Genomic DNA, 15,617 nt, shown 5'->3' with positions numbered 1-15,617 from the left:
AGGGGGCGCGACGATGCGTGCACGACGTGTGCGGGACGGCCTGAAGGGCTGGGGCGGTGTGGGGGCCCTGGCGTCCGTCTGCGCCCTCGCGCTGACCGGTGTTCTGCTGCTGCCGCTGACCACCGGCCACCGGGGCGACGGCTCGACCGGTCTGGCGGGCCCGCGGATCGCCGCGGGTTCCCCCGCGGCGGACACCAAGTGCCCGGACCCGGAGAAGCAGACACTGCCGCCGTCGGGCGCGGACGGCCCGACGATCGACGCGATCAAGGCCCGTAAGGGCGAGAAGCGCAAGCTGATCGTCGGCGTCGACCAGAACAGCTACCGCTGGGGCTACCGCGACCCGAACAACGCGGGCACGGAGCTGGAGGGCTTCGACATCGACCTGGTGCACCGGATCGCCCAGGACATCCTCGGCGACCGGAACGCGGTCCAGTTCAAGGCCATCCCGACCAACCAGCGCATCCCTGCGCTCCAGGACAAGCAGGTTGACATGGTCGTCCGCACCATGACCATCAACTGCGATCGCATCAAACAGGTCGCGTTCTCCGCGCCCTACTTCAAGACCGGCCAGCAGGTCCTCGCCCCCAAGTCCTCCTCGATCAAGGGGTACGACGCCACCCTGGCCGGGAAGAGGATCTGCACGGCGTCCGGTTCGACCGCCTTCCTCCGTCTCGGGGCGGACAAGGCGGCGGGCCGGATACCCAGGAGCGTGAATCTCGACACGGTCGTCCCCAGTCAGCTGGACTGCCTGGTGCGGCTGCAGCTCGGCGAGGTCGACGCGGTCGTCACCGACGGCGCGCTCGCGGCGAGCCAGGCCGCCCAGGACCCGACGGTGCAGCTCAAGGGGGCCCCGTTCACGACCGAGTACTACGGCGTGGCGATGAACCTGAAGGCGAACGACCTGGTCAGCCGCGTCAACCAGATCCTCGTGGAGTACCGGGCGAACGGCTGGCAGGCGTCGTACGAGAAGTGGTTGTCGGCGACACTGGACCGTGACGCCAAGCTGTCGGAGCCGCCGCCTCCCGTGTATCTGCGCAAGAGCTGACGGACCGACAGGCAGGCGACACAGCGGGGCAACGACCCGCACGGCGGCGAAAGAGGTGATCGATGGGCGTCACGGGAGCCCCCGGGCCGGTGATGGACCGGGACGAGGTCGACCGTGCGCTGGCGCGGCTCGGCGCGGAGCACGAGGCGATCGAGACCTCGCTCCTCGCCCTGCAGGACCACGCGGGCCGACGGCTCCTGGAGGGCGCCCGGCTGACCGGGGTCACCGAGCGGCGCTGGGGCGCCGCGGAGGCCCAGATCACCCTGCTGTGGGCGTACTTCGACGCGTACACCGACGCGCTGCGCGCGGCGCGGGAGATCCGCTCGCGCCGCCGCTGGTCCAGCCGCGAGGACCTGGTGGAGCTCACGGAGCTGCTGCGCGGCGAGTCCGTGACGGTCGCCGGCTCGGCCACGGCCGCGGCGAACGCGCCGGCGCTGATCGGCGCCGGCAAGCTCAGCCAGAGCTTCTCCCTGGCCGCCCTCGTCGACACGATGAACGAGCTGTACGCCTCCTCGCTGGACATGGTCGTCGCCGCCGACGCGGTGTGGTCGGCGCTGCCCGCGCGGATCGATTTACTGGCCGCGGAGCTCCAGCGCACCCGGCAGCTCGCGCACTCGGTGGGCGTGCGGCCGGGCGAGCATCCGGCGGGCGACGACCTGGAGCGCATCACGGGCACGCTGACGCGGCTGCGCGAGGAGGTGGTGTCGGACCCGCTGGCGTACTGGGTGCCGACGCAGGGCAGTTCGGCGCCCGGCGGCGGCCGTCCGGACACCACCGTGTACGACCGTGAGGCGCGCGCCCTGGAGGAGGTGCGGCGCGAGATCGACGCGGTCCTGACGGTCCGCCAGGACGCCGAGCAGCGGCTGGTCAGGCTGCGGGACGTGCTCAGCCGGGCCGACCGCACGCTCGCCGAGGCGCGCACCGCGCGCGGGGAGGTCCTCGCCAAGATCGCGGCGACGGAGGTTCCGGTGGTCAGCGGCCCGCCCACCGTGCTCCAGGAGCAGCTGGCGACGGCCGCCGAGTACCGCCGGCACGCGCAGTGGCACCGGCTGTCCCCGCTGCTGGAGTCGCTGGAGCGGAAGGCGGAGGACGAACTGCTGCGGGCCCGCGAGTCGCTCACCGCGGTCACCGCGCCGCTGGCGGTGCGCGCCGAGCTGCGCGGCCGGCTCGACGCGTACAAGGCGAAGGTGGCCCGGCACGGCCTCGCCGAGGACCCGTTCCTCATCGAGCGCTACGACGCGGCGCGCCGCATGCTGTGGAGCGCGCCCTGCGATCTGCGCGTCGCCGAACAGGCCGTCCTGCGCTACCAGCGGGCGGCCGCCGAACTGCTGGCCGCCCCGCGCGTACCGGAGCAGGGCGGTCCTCAGGACCACAGGGGGGAGCGGTAGCCATGAGTCAGGCGGGGCAGGCATGTCAGCGGCCGGGCTGCGAGGGGTCGTACGAGGACGTGGGCGGCGGCGAGCTGTACTGCGACACCTGCGGGCTCGCCCCGGTCGTCTCGGCGGGGGGCCTGGACGGCTCGCCCGGCGGCGGCCGCGGCAGCTCCAGCACCCCGGCCAGTTCCCGCAGCGCGCGCAGTGCGCGTACGTCGTCGGAGTCGTCGAAGTCGCGCCGCTCGGTGTCGGGACGGCTCTCACGCTCCCTGTCGGGCAAGGCGACGGGGCGCTCGGTGTCGGTGCGCAGCTCCGGCTCGACGGCCGGCTCCTCCGGGCGGGCGCGGCTCGGGGCCGGTCTGGTGACGGTGCCGCAGGTGCCGCGTCCCGACCCGCGCGCCATGGTGCTGGAGGACCCGGAGGTGCCCGAGCGCAAGCGGTTCTGCTCGCGCTCCGACTGCGGGGCGCCCGTGGGCCGTTCGCGCGGTGACCTGCCGGGGCGCACGGAGGGCTTCTGCACCAAGTGCGGCAACCCCTACTCGTTCGTCCCGAAGCTGCGCGGCGGGGACGTCGTGCACGGCCAGTACGAGGTCGCGGGCTGTCTGGCGCACGGCGGGCTGGGCTGGATCTACCTCGCGGTGGACCGGGCGGTCGCGGACCGCTGGGTGGTGCTGAAGGGCCTGCTGGACACCGGCGACCAGGACGCGATGGCCGCCGCGATCTCCGAGCGGCGCTTCCTCGCCGAGATCGAGCACGCCAACATCGTGCGCATCTACAACTTCGTCGAGCACCTCGACCAGCGCACCGGCTCGCTCGACGGCTACATCGTCATGGAGTACGTCGGCGGCAAGTCCCTCAAGGAGATCGCCAACACCCGCCGTACCGCCGACGGCAGGCGGGACCCGCTGCCGGTGGACCAGGCGTGCGCGTACGGCATCGAGGCCCTGGAGGCGCTCGGGCACCTGCACAGCCGCAGCCTGCTGTACTGCGACTTCAAGGTCGACAACGCGATCCAGACCGAGGACCAGCTGAAGCTGATCGACATGGGCGCGGTGCGCAGGATGGACGACGAGGAGTCGGCCATCTACGGCACGGTCGGCTACCAGGCGCCGGAGGTGGCGGACGTCGGCCCGTCGGTGGCCAGCGACCTCTACACCGTGGGCCGCACGCTGGCCGTCCTGACCTTCGACTTCCAGGGCTACACGACGGTCTTCGCCGACTCGCTGCCCGACCCGGACACCATCGAGGTGTTCCGCCGGTACGAGTCGTTCTACCGGCTGCTGGTGCGCGCCACCGATCCCGATCCGGCCCGCCGGTTCGCCTCGGCGCAGGAGATGGCCGAGCAGCTCACGGGGGTGCTGCGGGAGGTCGTCTCGGTGCAGAGCGGCACGGCCCGGCCGGCCCTGTCGACGCTGTTCGGGCCCGAGGTGAAGGTCACGGACAGCGAGCTGTTCCCGAAGCTGGACGGGGAGGTGTCCCGGCTGGGGGCACGAGTCGTCATCTCGCCGCGCACCGGCGCGCGTTCCACGCCGACGGCCGCTGCGACGGCCGGCGTGCCCGCCGCCCTCGCCCCGGGCCTGGTGCGGACCGTCCCCGCACCCGCGGCCGGGCTCGCGCTCCCCGTGCCGCACGTGGATGCGGCCGACCCCAACGCGGGCTTCCTGGCGGGCCTTTCGGCCTCCGCGCCGGGCGAGCTGATCACGGCCCTCACGGCCGCTCCCGCGCCGTCCGTGGAGACCCGGCTGCGGCAGGTCCGGGCCTGGCTGGAGAACGGCGACCACCAGACGGCGCTGCAGTCCCTGTCCCGGCTGGAGGACGAACGGCCCGACGACTGGCGGGTGGTCTGGTACCGGGGGGTGGCCTCGCTGGCCACCGGCGACCACGAGGGCGCGGCCCTCGCCTTCGACGCGATCTACGATGCCTTCCCCGGGGAGCCCGCGCCCAAGCTGGCGCTCGGTCTGTGCGCCGAGGTGCTGGGCCAGCTGGACAACGCGGCCGAGTACTACCGGCTGGTGTGGTCGACCGACCCGAGCTATGTGAGCGCGGCGTTCGGTCTCGCGCGCGTGCAGCTCGCCTCCGGCGACCGGCGGGCTGCCGTACGGACGCTGGAGTCGGTACCGGAGTCGTCCATCCACTACACGGCGGCCCGGGTCGCCGCGGTGCGGGCCCGGCTCAGGCAGCGGACGGCGGCCGCCGCCGACGTACCCTTCCAGGAGGATCTCACCGCGGCGGCGGCGCAGGTCGAGGCGCTCGACGCATACGGCCTGGACCCCACGCGCCGGGAGCAGTTGTCCGCGGAAGTCCTCGGCTGTGCGCTGGACTGGATACTCTCCGGGGGCCGGGGCTCCGGCCCGGACGCCCGGCGGTCGCTGCTCGGCGCCCCGCTGGACGAGCGGGGGCTGCGCTTCGGCCTGGAGCGCTCGTACCGCACGCTGGCGCGGCTGGCGACGCGCGGTGAGGAGAGGATCGACCTGGTGGAACGTGCCAATCGTTACCGCCCCCGGACGTGGGTGTAGTTGATGTCCCAGATGCCCCGGCAGGCCGCCCTGCCGACGTGTCCGAGCTGCGCGGAGCCGCTCGACGCGGGTGACCGTTACTGCGGCGCCTGCGGGTACGACCTGTCGGTCGTGCCGCGCCGCCCGGACGACCACCCGACCCTCGCGATGAACGGCACGACCGCCCCCGCGGCTCCGGCGGCACCGGCCGCCCCGGAGGCACTCGCGGCATGGGCCACGCCCGCGGCGCCGCCCACCGGCGGAGTGCGGTTCGACCGGCCCGCCGAGCCCGAGGAGTACCCGCTGCAGGCGCCGGACCCGCGGGTCGCCGCCGAGGCCGGCGCGGTCAAGGTGTGCGTGGCCTGCCGGGCCGGGCGGGTCGACGACGACGGCTACTGCGAGAACTGCGGGCACGCCCAGCCGCGTGAACGCGACCACATGGAACTGGAGTCGGGCCCGGTGGCCGCCGTCAGCGACCGCGGGCTGCGCCACCACCGCAACGAGGACTCCTTCAGCCTCGGCCACGCCACCCTGCCCGACGGCTCCCCGGCGCTCGTCGCGATCGTCTGCGACGGCGTCTCCTCGGCGACCCGCCCCGACGACGCCTCGATGGCCGCGGCCCGCGCGGCCGGCGACGCGCTGCTGGCGGCCCTGCCGCAGGGCGCCCATCCGCAGGCCGCGATGCACGAGGCGATCGTCGCCGCCGCGAACGCGGTCAACGCGCTGGCCGCCGAGCCCGCCACCGCCCGCGAGCACACCCCGCACCAGAACTCCCCCGCCTGCACCCTGGTCGGCACGGTCGTCACCCAGGGACTGCTGGTCGTCGGCTGGGTCGGCGACAGCCGCGCCTACTGGGTGCCGGCCGACCGCGCCACTCCCCCGGCCCGGCTCACCGAGGACGACTCCTGGGCCGCCCAGATGGTCGCCGCGGGCCTGATGAGCGAGGCGGAGGCGTACGCCGACGAACGCGCCCACGCGATCACCGGCTGGCTCGGCGCCGACGCCTACGAACTGGAGCCGCACACCGCGTCGTTCAAGCCGGACCGCCCCGGTGTGGTGGTGGTCTGCACCGACGGCCTGTGGAACTACGCCGAGGCGGCCGAGGAGATGGCCGAGGTCGTCACCCCCGACGCCGCCGTACGACCACTGCACTGCGCCCAGGTCCTCGTCGGCCACGCCCTGGACGGCGGGGGCCACGACAACGTAACAGTGGCCGTCGTACCGTTCCCCGCACCTCCTCAGGGGGCAGGAAACGCCTGAGGGCGCAAACGGGGACATCCACGGGTGACACGCCCACGGGCCGGAGGGGACCGGTCCGCACCTTGCGAGGGGGATTCGATCAGCCATGGCCAATTTCTCGAAATCGAACGTGCCGCAGTTCTCGGTGGACGTCTACCAGAACGAGTACCTGCCGGAGGGCGGGCGTGAGGTGAACGCGATCGTCACGGTGACCGCCACCGGCGGCGGCACCGTCGGCACCGCGGTCACCGCACCGCACCTGTACGCGCCCGGCCAGGGCCCCTCGGCCGCCGTGGCGATCATGGTGGACTGCTCCGGCTCGATGGACTACCCGTCGGCGAAGATGCGCAACGCGCGGGACGCGACCGCCGCCGCCGTCGACACCCTGCGCGACGGAGTGCAGTTCGCGGTGATCGGCGGCACGCACGTCGCCAAGGAGGTCTACCCGGGCGGCGGGCGGCTCGCGGTCGCCGACGCCACCACCCGGGCCCAGGCCAAGCAGGCGCTGCGCCGGCTCAGCGCGGGCGGCGGCACCGCGATCGGCACCTGGCTGCGGCTGGCCGACCGGCTGCTGTCCTCGACCGAGGCCGGCATCCGGCACGGCATCCTGCTCACCGACGGCCGCAACGAGCACGAGTCGCCGCAGGACCTCAGGGCCGCCCTCGACGAGTGCGCGGGCCGGTTCACCTGTGACGCCCGCGGTGTGGGCACCGACTGGGAAGTGAAAGAAGTCACAGGGATCGCCTCCGCCCTGCTCGGCACCGCCGACATCGTCGCCGACCCGGCCGGGCTGGCCGCCGACTTCACGCAGATGATGGAGACGGCGATGGGCAAGGAGGTCGCGGACGTCGCGCTGCGCCTGTGGACCCCGGTCGGCACCACGATCAAGTTCGTCAAGCAGGTCGCCCCGACCGTCGAGCAGCTCACCGACCGCCGCACCGAGGCGGGCCCGCGCGCCGGCGACTACCCCACCGGTTCCTGGGGCGACGAGTCCCGCGACTACCACGTGTGCGTCGAGGTCCCGGCCGCCCACCTGGGCCAGGAGATGCTGGCCGCACGGGTCTCGCTGGTCGTCCCGCAGCCGGACGGTTCGGTCCAGAACCTGGGTGCGCAGGGGCTCGTACGGGCCGTGTGGACCGACGACATGGCGGCCTCGACGTCGATCAACCCACAGGTCGCGCACTACACGGGTCAGGCCGAACTGGCACAGGTCATCCAGCAGGGCCTGGACCTTCGTAAATCAGGTGATATGGATGGAGCGACCGCCAAACTGGGCCGTGCCGTCCAGCTCGCGAGCGTCTCGGGGAACGCCGATACTGCGAAACTGCTTGCGAAGGTGGTGGACGTGGTCGACGCCACGACAGGTACTGTGCGACTGAAGGCGAAGGTCGCGGAGGCGGACGAGATGACTCTCGAGACCCGGTCCACCAAGACTGTTCGTGTAAAGAAGTGACGTCAGACGACCACGAGGTCACCGAAGCGGTCACCGAAGGAGAGAGGGGGACGCGCCGACATGCCGACCTGCCCGAACGGACACCAGTCGGGTTCCGACGACTGGTGCGAGGTCTGCGGTCACCGCATGGCCGGTGCCGTACCCCCGCCCCCGCCGCCCCCGCCCCCCACGGGCGGCTACGGCTTCCCGCCCCCGCAGAACACCCAGCCCGGCGGCGGACGGCATCCGTCCGGCGCGCCCGGCCACGAGGCGGAGCTCTGCCCGCAGTGCCGGACGCCCCGTGAGGGCGGTGCGCCGTTCTGCGAGGAGTGCCGGTGGAACTTCCTCACCAACACGGCGACCTCGTACACCCCGGCCGCCCCGCGCCCGCCGGCCGGCGGCCCGGGTGGTCCCGGCGGCCCGGGTGGTCCCGGTGGGCGTTTCCAGGGGCCGCCGCCGTCCTTCGGCGGCAGCGACTCCTTCGACTACCAGAGTTCACGGCCCTCGCAGGTGAACCGGCCCGCGGAGCCGATCCCGCCCTTCGGCGGCGAGCCGTCCCGGCCCTCGGGCCCCGGCGCGTTCGGGAACGCCCCGTCGGGCCCGGGCGGTCCGGGTGGTCCGGGTGGCTACGGGCGTGAACCCGGGGTCACCTCCGGTGGTCCCGGCGCGTTCGGGAACGACCCCGGCGGTCGCGGGGCGTTCGGGCGTGAGCCGGGTGGTCAGGGCGGACCGGGTGGTCCGGGTGGTCCGGGCAATGCGGGTGGTCCGGGTAATGCGGGCGGTCCCGGTGGTGCTGGGGCGTTCGGGCGTGAGCCCGGTGGTCCGGGCGGTCCCGGGGCGTTCGGGCGTGAGCCCGGAGTCACGTCCCCCGGGCCGGGAGCGTACGGGAACGAGCCCGGTGGGCCGGGCGGTCCGTCCGGCCCCGGCGCGTTCGGGCGGGACCCGTCCGGTCCCGGCGGTACGTCCGGTGGACCCGGCGCGTTCGGGCGTGAGCCCTCCGGTCCCGGTGGCCGGCCCTCCGCCGACCCCTTCGCGCGTGAGCCTTCGGGTCCGCACGCGGACCCCTTCCGACGTGACCCCTCGGGCCCCGGTGGACCTGGTGGCCCCGGCGGTCCCGGTATGTTCGGTGCCCCGCCGCCGCCCGGTCAGGGCGGTCCCGGTGGGCCGGGCGGTCCGGGCGGTCCCGGGATACCGCAGGCCTTCCAGCCTCCGGGCCCGGGAGGCCGGACGGCCCCGCCCGGATTCCCCCAGGAGACCGGCCGGCCGCAGCCCGGCGGCCAGGGCTTCGGCGGCGCCGACGACGACTGGGTGATCTCCCCGCCCGGCCAGGGCCAGGGCCCCGGCGGCCAGGGGGGCGGCGGCTACGGCTACCCGCAGCCCGGTTCCACCCAGGCACCGCCCCCGCCCGGCCCGGCGTACCCGCAGCAGCCGGCGACCTGGACGGCGACCATCGGCCCGGACCGCGCCTACTTCATGGCGATGATGCACCGCTCCGGCCCGGAGGCCGCGGGGCTCAACCTGCCCGCGTACTCGCCCGAGCAGCAGCGCACGCTCACCGGCAACCAGGTCACCATCGGCCGCCGCCGGCACTCCACCGGCGAGACCCCCGACATAGACCTCTCGGTGCCGCCGGAGGACCCGGGCGTCTCGCACCAGCACGCGGTCCTGGTCCAGCAGCCGGACGGCACCTGGGCGGTCGTCGACCAGAACTCGACGAACGGTACGACGGTCAACGGCGGCGAGGAGCCGATCCAGCCGTTCGTCCCGGTACCGCTCCAGGACGGCGACCGGGTGCACGTGGGCGCCTGGACCACGATCACGGTCCGCCGGGGCTGAGCACGTCCCGCGCGTCGGGGGCTACGGTTCGACGAGCCGCGCCCCCGACGAGCCCGGCAGCGGCCAGGCGTACGGCCCCTCCGGATCGTCCAGCCAGGCCCAGGCGCGCCGCACGCCGACCGTGACGCCGTAACGCCGCCGGTCCGGCATGCCCTCGCGCTCCCAGAGGGCGTACGCCTCCTGGGGTTCGAGGCTGCCCCGGGTGAGCGACAGCAGGAAGCGGAACAGGTCGCTCTCCCCCGCCCGGCGCGGCACCCCGTTCGGCACGGTCGGCTCGGGCGCGGGGCGGCTCGCCCCGCGCAGGGGCACGAAGTAGGCGGGGGTGTGCAGGAAGCGCCCCTCCGCGTGCCCGGCGTCCCGTACCGTCAGCGCGACCAGGCCGGTGGCCAGCGGGGCCAGGATCAGCGCACCCGGCCGGCACTGGGCGATCCAGGCGCGCGGCACGGACGCGAGCCGGCAGGTCGCGACGATCCGGTCGAAGGGGGCGCGCTCCGGCACCCCGCGCGCGCCGTCCCCGGTGACGACGGTCGGGTGGTGTCCGGCGGCGGCGAGATGGCGGCGCGCGGACTCGGTGATCTCCGGGTCCAGGTCGACGGTGGTGACGTGGTCGTCACCGAGCCGGTACGACAGCAGCGCGGCGTTGTAGCCCGTGCCCGCCCCGATCTCCAGCACCCGGTCGCCGGGCTCGACCCGCAGCTCGGCCAGCATCAGCGCCATCAGCGAGGGCTGGCTGCTGGAGGTGAGCAGCTCACCGTCGCGCAGCCGGGTGGCCAGCGGGGTGTCCTCGTAGACGCCGCGCACCCAGCGCTCACGGACGCGCGGGTCGGGGCTCTCGCCCCAGCACCGCTCGAACCCTCCGGCGCCGGCACTGACGTAGAAGTACGGCACGAAGAGGTGGCGCGGGACCGCCCCGAACGCCTCCCGCCAGCCCGGATCGGCGGCGAATGCCCCGCTCGCGTCGACGGCGCGCACCATCGCGGCCCGCGCCGAGGCGGCGAGATCGTCGAGACCGCGGTCGAGCGCGGGCCCACCTGTGCGCCCGCCCATGCGCCCACCCATGCCTCCACTGTGCTGCGGAACGCACGCGGAGGCGAGCGGCCGGGAGGCGAGTGGCCGGGACGGCGCGAGCGGCCGGGAGGCGAGTGGCCGGGGCCGGCGGCGGTCCTACGCCCTCCGTCCTCGGTCCCCCCGTCTGAGACCATGGGGAGGTGAAAGAGATTCGGCGCGGCACGCTTCAGGAGCAGACCTTCTACGAGCAGGTCGGCGGGGAGGAGACCTTCCGCCGGCTGGTCCACCGTTTCTACCAGGGCGTGGCCGAGGACCCCCTGCTCAAGCCCATGTACCCGGAGGAGGACCTGGGCCCCGCGGAGGAGCGCCTGGCGCTGTTCCTGATGCAGTACTGGGGCGGCCCCACGACGTACAGCGAGAACCGCGGCCACCCGCGGCTGCGCATGCGGCACGCCCCGTTCGTCGTCGACCGGGCGGCGCACGACGCCTGGCTGAAGCACATGCGGGACGCGGTCGACGAGCTCGGGCTCTCCGAGGAGCACGAGGAGACGCTGTGGAAGTACCTGACGTACGCCGCCGCGTCCATGGTGAACACGGCCGACTGACGGTCAGGGATCCGGGCCGGGGATCTTGGTCCAGGGATCAGGGGCAGGGGCCGGGCGGCAGGGGTCAGCGGACGCTGACGTCCAGGGCTCCGAGCCCCGCCCGACGCACCGCGATCGAGCCGTACGGCGTGCGCAGGCGCAGCCAGGAGCCGAGCGAGAGCAGCGCCAGGTCCCGCGCCCCGGCCGAGGGACGCAGGAAGCCCAGGGACTGGGCCGCGTGCACGGCCCGCACCGGAAGCCCCGTGTCGCCGACCGTGCGGGACCAGATGTCCCGTCCGATCAGGTCGAGTGCGGCGCGGGTACGGCCCTCGGGGGCGAGTTCCTCGGTACGGCCCCGGAACTCGGCGACGGCCGAGCCGACCAGCGCCCGCAGCGCGTCGGGCGTGGGCAGCCCCGCCTCGGACCGCCAGCCGCCACGCGGCGGCAGGACGCCGGCCCACGGCGGCCCGGTGACGGCGGGCGGCACCGCGGCCGTGGCCGCGCTCTCCGCCACCGTCTCCAGCAGCTGCCCCGCGGACACGGTGGCGTCCAGGGTGACGTCGAGGCCGTCCTCGTACGGCTTGGCGAGACGTACGGCACGGATCGCGAGCACCTCGAAGGAGGGCGGCCGGCCGAACACGGCCAGGGCCGTCCCGGCCGCCTGGAGGCGCACCGCGGCTCCACGGTCGTAGTGGAGCAGCCGGGAGAGGAAGGCCGCGAGGTCCGCCGCCTCCCCCTCGTCGGCGAGGTGGAGCACCGTCATGCGGCGACGGCCTCCTCGGCGTCGTCGCGGTACTCGTCGAGGAACTCGCGTTCCTCCGCCGTGATCCGGCGCGGTCGCTGTGCCGCGAAATCGAACGGCACGATGACCGTCGACGCCGTGACGTAGACGTGGTCGCCGTCCTTCACCTCGTAGGTGATGGTGAAGGACGCCGCCCTGATCTCCGTGACCCACAGCTCGATGTCCACGGGCGAGTGCCGGTGGACGAGCTGGCGCTTGTAGTCGATCTCGTGGCGCGCCACCACGGACCCCTGCTGGAAGTCCTTCTCCGGGCGGAAGAGGAAGTCGATACGGGCTTCCTCCAGGTAGCGGATGAAGACCGCGTTGTTGACATGACCGTACGCGTCCATGTCCGACCAGCGCAGCGGACAGCGGTAGAGGTGCCGCAAGATCGATCAGCCCCGGGTCAGTTTCTTGTAGGTGGCGCGGTGCGGACGCGCGGCGTCCGGTCCGAGCCGCTCGATCTTGTTCTTCTCGTAGGACTCGAAGTTGCCCTCGAACCAGAACCACTTGGAGTCGCCCTCGTAGGCGAGGATGTGGGTCGCCACCCGGTCGAGGAACCACCGGTCGTGGGAGACGACCACGGCGCAGCCGGGGAACTCCAGCAGCGCGTTCTCCAGGCTGGAGAGGGTCTCGACGTCCAGGTCGTTGGTCGGCTCGTCGAGGAGCAGCAGGTTGCCGCCCTGCTTGAGGGTGAGCGCGAGGTTCAGGCGGTTGCGCTCACCGCCGGAGAGCACACCGGCCGGCTTCTGCTGGTCGGGGCCCTTGAAGCCGAAGGCGGAGACGTACGCCCGCGACGGCATCTCGACCTGGCCGACGTTGATGTAGTCGAGCTCGTCGCTGACGACGGCCCACAGCGTCTTCTTCGGGTCGATGTTCTCGCGGCTCTGGTCGACGTACGAGATCTTGACGGTCTCGCCGACCTTGATGTCGCCGGAGTCCGGGGTCTCGAGGCCCTGGATCATCTTGAAGAGCGTGGTCTTGCCGGCGCCGTTCGGGCCGATGACGCCGACGATGCCGTTGCGCGGCAGCGTGAAGCTGAGGTCGTCGATGAGAACCTTCTCGCCGAAGGCCTTGGAGAGGTTGTTGACCTCGACGACGATGGAGCCCAGGCGCGGGCCCGGCGGGATCTGGATCTCCTCGAAGTCCAGCTTCCGCATCTTGTCGGCCTCGGCCGCCATCTCCTCGTACCGGGCGAGACGGGCCTTGGACTTGGCCTGACGCCCCTTGGCGTTGGACCGCACCCACTCCAGTTCTTCCTTGAGACGCTTCGCGCGCTTGGCGTCCTTCTGGCCCTCGACCTTGAGACGGGTCGCCTTGGTGTCGAGGTAGGTGGAGTAGTTGCCCTCGTAGGGGTGGGCGCGACCGCGGTCGAGCTCCAGGATCCACTCGGCGACGTTGTCGAGGAAGTACCGGTCGTGGGTGACGGCGACGACGGTGCCGGGGTACTTGGCGAGGTGCTGCTCCAGCCACTGCACGGACTCGGCGTCCAGGTGGTTGGTGGGCTCGTCGAGCAGCAGCAGGTCGGGGGCCTCCAGCAGCAGCTTGCACAGCGCGACGCGGCGGCGCTCACCACCGGAGAGGTTGGTGACGGGCCAGTCGCCGGGCGGGCAGCCCAGGGCGTCCATGGCCTGCTGCAGCTGGGTGTCCAGGTCCCACGCGTTGGCGTGGTCGAGGTCCTCCTGGAGCTTGCCCATCTCGTCGAGGAGCGCGTCCGAGTAGTCGGTCGCCATCAGCTCGGCGACCTCGTTGAACCGCTTGAGCTTGCCCATGACCTCGGCGGCGCCGTCCTGCACGTTCTCCAGGACGGTCTTGGACTCGTCGAGCGGCGGCTCCTGGAGCAGCATGCCGACGCTGTACCCGGGCGACAGGAACGCGTCACCGTTGGAGGGCTGCTCGAGGCCCGCCATGATCTTCAGAACGGTGGACTTACCGGCGCCGTTCGGGCCGACCACACCGATCTTCGCGCCGGGCAGGAAGCTCAGCGTTACGTCGTCAAGGATGACCTTGTCGCCGTGTGCCTTGCGCGTCTTGCGCATGGTGTAGATGTACTCAGCCAAGAGAAACCGTCCGGCAGCTTGAAATCTGGCAGTGGGCAGATACACCCCCATCTTGCCGGACGGCTACCCCTGGGGGGAAACCCGTCCGGGCGGGGGCCGCTGACCTGGGGTTCCGTAGGTGACAGGTGCGGGACGTCCGTCGGTGCCGGTCCCTGCCGCGTGCCCTCGGTCGCCCTCGCCCGTCCCGGAGACGGCCCGGAGACGGCCCGGAGACGGCCCGGGGTTGATCAATCGTCGTCGGCCGGTGCCGTGCCGCCGCTCGAGGTCACCCTGCCCGGCGGCGAGCGGCACCTTGAAGTGAACACGAATGCATTTCAGCATTCCCTGGGGACGCGACCGCGTCGCAATTGATTAGCGTTCGACATTTGACAGTCGAATCCGTTGAATTCTGGCACTTTTCGCATAATTTGATGATCCCGCGGCACCGGCAGACGATAGAACCATAGCGACCTCGGAACTGTGGAGGTATGACTGTGTTCAGGCGATTCATGGCCGCCGCGATGGTGATCGCCGCCGGGGCAGCCGGCGGGCTGATCGCGCCGTCGACCGCCGGCGCCCAGGACTACGGGCCCAACACCTGCAGACAGGGGTTCGTCTGGCGGGAGGCGCGGGCCGGTGACGTCGTGTGCGTCACGCCGCAGACCCGAACGGACACCGCGAACGACAATGCTCTGGCCCCGGGCCGGACCCTCCCGAACGGCTACTGCAAGCAGGGCTACGTCTGGCGTGAGGCGTGGGGCTCCGACGACCTGACGTGTGTGACCCCGCAGACCCGCGCGCAGGCGCGGTACGACAACAGCCGGGCCGACGACCGGCGGTTGGCGGTGCGGCTGTGGATCACCACGGAGAACGGCACCCTCAAGGTCAGCGGCGACCACTTCAATGTGAACGGCCAGGTCCGTCTCGTCTTTTCCGGAGCGGTCGGCAAATCCTGGACGATCACGGCCACCAGGCACTCCGGATATGCCGGCGGAAGCTTCGGATTCGTCCCCGGATTCACCGGACCGTGCGCTCCGGGAAACCCGAACGCCCAGGTTCGCGCGATCGATCTGACATCGGGTCGCCGCACGGCCGCCGTCCCGTTCGTCTATTGCGTCAGGTTCGACTGAGATATCGCGGCGGTCTTTTCCGTGCCGCCGTCAGCAGTCGATGTCGACCGCTCCCCCGTCGAAGACCGGATCACCGGCCGCGCCGTCCACCTGCAGACGGCCCCCGTCCCGCCCCCAGGTCAGTGCGTAAGCGCCCGCCCCGACGGGCCGGCCGTTGTCGTCGACCGTCCAGTGTCCCGCCGGGCCCAGGGCCAGACCGGTGGGCCCCACCGCGTAGGCCTCGGCGGTGCCCAGCACGAGGAAGGACGTCTCCCGCACCACGGCGGTGCAGCCCTCCGGGCCCGCAGGTCTCAGCACGTAGTACTTCGCGTCCGAGATCAGGTCGTCCATCGCTCCCCAGGCGACGCCGAGCACGGCCAGGCCGGTCAGCAGCCAGCCGCCCAGCCGTACCCCCCTCGCGTACGTCGGCGGGAGCGCCGGGGCACCCGGACGGCGGCTCCTGCGGGCGAGGACGAGGCGCAGGACCAACGCCAGGACCAGGAAGGCCGCGCTCGCACCCCAGCCGGGTAACACCCGGCCCCGCACGACCAGCAGGAAGCTGCTCCAGCCCGCCACGGCGGCGAGCGCCAGGGCTCCGGTGCCCGTCGCCGCGGCGACGGCCGGCGACCACCTCACTCGGCGTCGTGCGCATGTTTCCGTCACAACCGATACGACG

13 protein-coding genes are annotated in these 15,617 nt (G+C 72.8%); 8 read left to right on the top strand and 5 right to left on the bottom strand.

The genetic code is table 11. The features are described from left to right. Positions 1–13: 13 nt before the first annotated feature. From U5640_RS29425 to U5640_RS29400, 6 genes are all read left to right on the top strand, one after another. Positions 14–1,045 (top strand): glutamate ABC transporter substrate-binding protein, encoded by a 1,032-nt coding sequence (locus U5640_RS29425; RefSeq protein WP_340379085.1) that lies wholly within the window; start codon positions 14–16, stop codon positions 1,043–1,045. Positions 1,046–1,107: 62 nt separating this feature from the next. Continuing rightward, positions 1,108–2,433 (top strand): hypothetical protein, encoded by a 1,326-nt coding sequence (locus U5640_RS29420; RefSeq protein ID WP_340379083.1) that lies wholly within the window; start codon positions 1,108–1,110, stop codon positions 2,431–2,433. A gap of 2 nt (positions 2,434–2,435) precedes the next feature. Further along, the gene (locus U5640_RS29415) at positions 2,436–4,934 is read left to right on the top strand and encodes a tetratricopeptide repeat protein (protein WP_340379082.1); all 2,499 of its coding nucleotides are present in this window, start codon (positions 2,436–2,438) and stop codon (positions 4,932–4,934) included. Between the two features lie 3 nt (positions 4,935–4,937). Continuing rightward, a complete protein-coding gene (locus U5640_RS29410) occupies positions 4,938–6,173 on the top strand; it encodes a protein phosphatase 2C domain-containing protein (RefSeq protein WP_340379080.1) in 1,236 nt (411 codons plus the stop codon). 85 nt (positions 6,174–6,258) lie between these two features. After that, positions 6,259–7,605, top strand: coding sequence for a VWA domain-containing protein (locus U5640_RS29405; RefSeq protein WP_340379078.1), 1,347 nt, complete (start codon positions 6,259–6,261; stop codon positions 7,603–7,605). A gap of 60 nt (positions 7,606–7,665) precedes the next feature. Then, positions 7,666–9,420 (top strand): FHA domain-containing protein, encoded by a 1,755-nt coding sequence (locus U5640_RS29400; protein WP_340379076.1) that lies wholly within the window; start codon positions 7,666–7,668, stop codon positions 9,418–9,420. A 21-nt stretch (positions 9,421–9,441) separates the two neighbouring features. Here U5640_RS29400 and U5640_RS29395 read toward each other — a convergent pair whose 3' ends face one another. After that, positions 9,442–10,479 (bottom strand): methyltransferase domain-containing protein, encoded by a 1,038-nt coding sequence (locus U5640_RS29395; RefSeq protein WP_340379074.1) that lies wholly within the window; start codon positions 10,477–10,479, stop codon positions 9,442–9,444. A gap of 149 nt (positions 10,480–10,628) precedes the next feature. Between U5640_RS29395 and U5640_RS29390 the strand changes: the two genes are divergently transcribed. Next, positions 10,629–11,033: a globin gene (locus tag U5640_RS29390; RefSeq protein ID WP_340379072.1), complete on the top strand. Its 405-nt coding sequence runs from the start codon at positions 10,629–10,631 to the stop codon at positions 11,031–11,033. A 64-nt stretch (positions 11,034–11,097) separates the two neighbouring features. Here U5640_RS29390 and U5640_RS29385 read toward each other — a convergent pair whose 3' ends face one another. From U5640_RS29385 to ettA, 3 genes are read right to left on the bottom strand one after another with little or no spacing between them, the layout of a single operon-like run. After that, positions 11,098–11,775, bottom strand: a complete 678-nt coding sequence (locus tag U5640_RS29385) for a hypothetical protein (protein WP_340379071.1) — start codon at positions 11,773–11,775, stop codon at positions 11,098–11,100. Continuing rightward, positions 11,772–12,182: a thioesterase family protein gene (locus U5640_RS29380; RefSeq protein WP_340379069.1), complete on the bottom strand. Its 411-nt coding sequence runs from the start codon at positions 12,180–12,182 to the stop codon at positions 11,772–11,774. The genes U5640_RS29385 and U5640_RS29380 overlap by 4 nt, the downstream gene beginning before the upstream one ends. A gap of 6 nt (positions 12,183–12,188) precedes the next feature. After that, the gene (gene ettA, locus U5640_RS29375) at positions 12,189–13,853 is read right to left on the bottom strand and encodes an energy-dependent translational throttle protein EttA (RefSeq protein WP_067244117.1); all 1,665 of its coding nucleotides are present in this window, start codon (positions 13,851–13,853) and stop codon (positions 12,189–12,191) included. Positions 13,854–14,320: 467 nt separating this feature from the next. Between ettA and U5640_RS29370 the strand changes: the two genes are divergently transcribed. Continuing rightward, the gene (locus U5640_RS29370; RefSeq protein WP_340379066.1) at positions 14,321–14,962 is read left to right on the top strand and encodes a hypothetical protein; all 642 of its coding nucleotides are present in this window, start codon (positions 14,321–14,323) and stop codon (positions 14,960–14,962) included. A gap of 30 nt (positions 14,963–14,992) precedes the next feature. Here U5640_RS29370 and U5640_RS29365 read toward each other — a convergent pair whose 3' ends face one another. Beyond that, on the bottom strand, positions 14,993–15,577 hold the full coding sequence (locus U5640_RS29365) for a hypothetical protein (RefSeq protein ID WP_340379064.1): 585 nt from the start codon (positions 15,575–15,577) through the stop codon (positions 14,993–14,995). Positions 15,578–15,617: the final 40 nt, after the last annotated feature.

The organism is Streptomyces sp. SS7 (assembly GCF_037993025.1).
Classification (GTDB): domain Bacteria; phylum Actinomycetota; class Actinomycetes; order Streptomycetales; family Streptomycetaceae; genus Streptomyces.
The sequence above is the reverse complement of the archived record's forward strand: the minus strand, read 5'-3'. Positions and strand labels throughout refer to the sequence as shown.